Raw genomic sequence first — 4,703 nt, forward strand, 5'->3', positions numbered from 1 at the left:
GTGGGGAGAAATCCGTCACTACTACAGTAGCCGCATCCTCCCTCTTGACCTCGAAACGGCAACAATAACTGGGCAACTCATGACAGTCGCTCGGGCCGCTGGCATCTCACCTGGTTTCGAGGACATCGCTATTGCTGCAACAGGCATGCAACACGATCTGATCGTGCTCACGGACAACGAGAAAGATTTCAGGCCGCTCGGCATTCGGCATCAGAATCCGTTCATCGGGCTTCCAGAATAGGCGGACGGCGACCGATGGGCGCCTCCAGCATGACCATGCGATGACGTAGGCGGGGTTATGCGACGCTGGGCGAGTCTGATGGCGGTGCACCGGACTTCCTGGATCGACCAGCGGCCAGCGTATATTTGTGCCCCTTCAAGGTTCATAGGCCTTGTTGCCTATGGGCTGTCCAGGTTGTTTGCTTCAAAGGCCCAACGCTGACAGGGCCTTGGACGTGAGGTGAGAGCTTCATCGTCAGCGAATACCTTTCTCATCGACGTCCAACGAGACGGTAACAATCAGTCATCCACCCACCTTGACGCGGGCGTGCCGCCCAGCGGATGTCGGGCTGATGTGCGCCGACGGAACACGTGTCCTCGACCGTCACTTCTGGCGAGCGGCATCGCCATCATTAGTGATGGAACGGAAAAGAAACCATTCAGCGTCAGACTACCGCTTTTCGACGCACCTTTTTCGAACACGTCGGAACGAGCGCTTGTCGCGCAGCCCACGATGCCCCCATTGGTGAATCGGATCCATGAAGAGTCTGACAATACGCCACCGCATCCTCGTCAGTTTCGCTGCCGTTCTGGTGGTCATGTCCGTGATCGCCGTCATCGCGTACGCCTGGTTTCTTCAGGCGGGGCAGGAGGCGACTGAGGTCGAGAAGGGCATCCTTCCAGACCTCTATCACAGCACCGCAATCATGGTGGGCCAGATGACGGCCCATAGTCTGCTTCAGGAATATGCCCTTCAGGACAACCCATCGGATAGAAGCACGCTTGAAAGCGCGATCACGACCAATCGCGACCAAGTGCAGCGGTCGATGGGCGACTATGAAGCAACAATCGTCTCCGACATCGACAAGCAGAATTATGCAGTCGTCAAAGAACTCGCCAACCAATTTCGTCTGGCTGAAACTGCTGTGCTGGACACAAGCCGGGCTGCCTTGTCGAAAGGTGAAACTCCCAATGAAAGCCTGGCCATCAAGAACACCGTAGAGCCGATCTTTGTAAAGTTGCAGTCCGCTCTGCAGGCCATGGTTGAGGATCACAGAGGCGAGGCAAACAGCGCGACGCAGCGGATCAGCTCGATCGTTAGAACGGCCGAAGTCGGTTTGAGCGTTGGCTTGTTGATAGCCCTCGGACTAGCCCTTCTTTTGGGTTACCAGCTGTTTCGCGCCATTACAGGTCCGCTCACTCGTTTGGTCAACGCGGTTCAATTGATGCGGCAAGGCGACTTCAGCGAACGCCTCGATCTGAGGCGCCGAGACGAATTCAGCGTTCTTGCCGACGGCTTCAACGCAATGGCGGACGATCTCACAACCCTCATTGGTCAGGTTCAAAGGTCCAGCATACAGGTCGGCACATCGATAACTGAGATCGCCGCCACCTCCAAGCAACAGCAGGCAACTGCGACTGAAATCGCAGCGACCACAACAGAAATCCGCGCGACAGCCAAGGAGATCTCCGCCACGTCAAACGAGCTCGTCCGCACGATGAACGAGGTCTCGACAGTTGCCGAGCAAACTGCTGCCGTCGCCGGCGGGGGGCAAGCGGGGCTAACCCGTATGGAAGAAACAATGCAGCAGGTCATGGAAGCGGCCGGCGCGATCAATTCCAAACTCGCGATCCTGAGCGAGAAAGCCGGCAGCATCAATCAGGTGGTGACGACCATCACCAAAGTGGCCGATCAGACGAACCTTTTGTCGCTCAACGCTTCCATAGAGGCTGAGAAGGCCGGCCAATATGGCCGGGGCTTTGCAGTGGTGGCGACGGAAATCCGAAGGCTCGCGGACCAGACGGCTGTCTCCACATACGATATCGAACAGATGGTCAAGGACATCCAGTCGGCAGTCGCGGCCGGGGTGATGGGCATGGACAAGTTTTCCGAACAGGTCCGCCGGGGTATGCAGGAAATCCAGCAGGTCGGCGGGCAACTCTTCGAGATCATTCAGCAGGTTCAGGGGCTGGTGCCACGTTTCGAAGTCGCCAATGAAGGCATGCAAGCGCAGGCGACCGGCGCGGGGCAGATCAGCGACACGCTAACGCAGCTGAGTGAGGCAGCCCAGCAAACAGTCGAATCCCTTCAGCAATCGACGCTCGCGATCGACGAGCTCAATCAAGTCTCAGGCGGCATGCGAAGTAGCATTTCGAGGTTCAAGCTGAGAGCGTAGCGAGCCGGCAGTAGGGGGTGACAATGCTATTTCTCGCCTTCAGCATGGGTCTGGATCGCTACTTGATCGATGTCCACCAAATTGAAGAGGTGCTGCCTCGTCTCGATGTGAAGGTCCTGCCGGGTGCGCCAACCGGTGTGATGGGTCTAGTCAGCTACAACGGAATACCCATCCCGCTGATCGATGTTACTCTTCTTGCGCTTGGCCGGCCGTCGGAGCGCCTATTGAGCACCCGGATCGTTGTGACGCGCTATCACGCGCAGGATGGCGAGCAGCGCCTGCTGGGACTGATCGCGGAACGGGTGACGGATACGCTTGAGCGAGACCCTGCCGACTTCGCGCCGTTCGGACTTGAACCAGGAACCCCGCCCTATCTTGGGCCGGTGGCTTCCGATGGTTCGGAGATCATTCAGTGGGTCAAAGTGGCATCGCTGCTTTCGGAAGAGATACGTACCGCATTGCTCCGCCAGGCCGCGACCGGTGATCAATGACCGGCGCAATTGAAAAGCTCCTGACGGAAACCATCGGACTGGACAGTGCCAGCGTTGGTCCGACAGTGGTCCGTCAGGCGGTCAGAGATCGGATGGCAGCATGCCGGATAACCAACCCTCAGACCTATAAGGAACACTTGACCGGTTCCTCGCAGGAGTTGCAGGAGTTGATCAATGCGGTGGTGATCCCGGAGACCTGGTTCTTTCGCGACCGAGAAGCGTTCACCATGCTGGCGCGGCATGCGCGCGTGCACAAGCGTGCTCAGCCGATTAAAGTCCTGAGCCTGCCATGTTCAACCGGCGAAGAGGCCTATTCGGTCGCCATGGCCATGTTCGATGCCAGCTTTGAGGCGCACGAGTTCAAGATCGATGGTGTGGACGTCAGCAGCCGCAATATCGCGACGGCTGAACGCGCGATCTATGGGCGCAATTCGTTTCGCGGCAGCCATCTCGAATTCAAGGATCGCTATTTCGAAGCGGCCGAGAGCGGGTTGCGTCCTACAGCTGCGGTGCTGAAACAGGTTCGGTTCAGGGTAGGAAACCTGTTCGGCTCTCGCGCGTCTTTCGGGCAAGAAGTCTATGACATCGTGCTTTTCCGCAATCTGCTGATCTATTTCAATCGAGAGCTGCAGGATCGCGCGTTGATCTGCCTGAAGGACCTACTGGCCAAAGACGGACTCCTCCTGGTCGGTCCGGCGGAAGCAGCTCTTCCAAGGTTGCATGGCTTTATTTCCGCTGAATGGCCATTGGCCTTTGCCTTCCTGAAATCGGAGCCCGTCAAGACCACGGCGCCGACAGTTTCGGCCGCCATCCCGGTGCCGACGCCAACCCCGAAGGTCAACAAGAGCAAGCCTCTTCTTCGGCCCCGACCGACAATTGGCAATGAAGCCCGTGGCCAGGCGCCGGCCAAGCCGCTTGCACAGGCCTCGGAAAGCCTCATCGCGGTTGAACGGATCGCCAATGCAGGACGGGTAAAGGAGGCACAGGAGGTCGCCCTGGCGCATCTCAAGGAATTCGGTCCTTCCGCGCAAATCTTCTACTTGCTGGGCCTCGTCCAGGATGCGGATGGCGCAGCACCCCAAGCCGCGCAAAGCTATCGCAAGGCGCTCTATCTCGCGCCAAATCATCGAGAAGCTCTCATCCATCTGGCTTTGCTGCTTCGCAAGCAAGGCGACCATAACGGCGCCGAGGCCCTGGCTGGCCGGCTAGGCCGGGTCCAGAAAAGGAGCGGCAGCTGATGGCGGCTTCGACAGGGATCGCTCAGCCGTTGGAGCAGATTGAAATCGACGACTGCTGGCGGCAAATAGGCGTACGGGGTGACAAGTCATGTCCGCTGCTGGAGCAGCATCTCCACTGCCGGAATTGCCCGACCTATAAGAAGATTGCACGACACCTCCTCGACCGTGCGGCTCCCTCGGTATATCGCGACGAATGGCCTGGTAACGCTGGTCGAGCGGGGATCGATCCGGCCAACGGCGAGGCGCTGCAGACGGCTGTTCTCTTCCGTTTGGGGGAAGAATGGCTGGCACTTCCGGTCGGTATTTTTCATGAAGTGGCTGAATCTCGCCGCGTTCATTCACTTCCACATCGCAGAAACCGTGCACTGCTCGGTATTGCGAATGTCCGTGGTGAATTGCTCGTTTGCCTGTCCCTGGCTGAATTGCTCGGGATAGAAGAGCGCAAGGAGGGGGAGCAAAGCACGCGAACCAAGGTATTTCGCCGCCTGGTTGTTGTGGGCGAGCGCGACAAGCGGGTTGCCTTTACGGTTGATGAGATCCACGGCTTACATCGCTATCGGGCGCGCGACACTCTCGCT

General features: G+C 58.3%; 4 protein-coding genes and 1 pseudogene. All 5 read left to right on the forward strand.

The window, feature by feature from the left end:
- Positions 1-241 (forward strand): annotated as a pseudogene (locus tag EN914_RS24705) (type II toxin-antitoxin system VapC family toxin); the annotation flags it as partial.
- Positions 242-758: 517 nt separating this feature from the next.
- Positions 759-2,396: a methyl-accepting chemotaxis protein gene (locus EN914_RS24715; RefSeq protein WP_013525369.1), complete on the forward strand. Its 1,638-nt coding sequence runs from the start codon at positions 759-761 to the stop codon at positions 2,394-2,396.
- A 23-nt stretch (positions 2,397-2,419) separates the two neighbouring features.
- Positions 2,420-2,887 (forward strand): chemotaxis protein CheW, encoded by a 468-nt coding sequence (locus EN914_RS24720; RefSeq protein WP_024505313.1) that lies wholly within the window; start codon positions 2,420-2,422, stop codon positions 2,885-2,887.
- Positions 2,884-4,125: a protein-glutamate O-methyltransferase CheR gene (locus EN914_RS24725; RefSeq protein ID WP_013525367.1), complete on the forward strand. Its 1,242-nt coding sequence runs from the start codon at positions 2,884-2,886 to the stop codon at positions 4,123-4,125. The genes EN914_RS24720 and EN914_RS24725 overlap by 4 nt, the downstream gene beginning before the upstream one ends.
- Positions 4,125-4,703, forward strand: a 579-nt coding sequence (locus EN914_RS24730; protein ID WP_127389324.1) for a chemotaxis protein CheW, incomplete at its 3' end; no start/stop codon positions are given. The genes EN914_RS24725 and EN914_RS24730, both read left to right, overlap by 1 nt.

The organism is Mesorhizobium sp. M7A.F.Ca.CA.001.08.2.1 (genome assembly GCF_003998455.1).
In the GTDB taxonomy this organism is placed as follows: Bacteria; Pseudomonadota; Alphaproteobacteria; order Rhizobiales; family Rhizobiaceae; genus Mesorhizobium; species Mesorhizobium ciceri.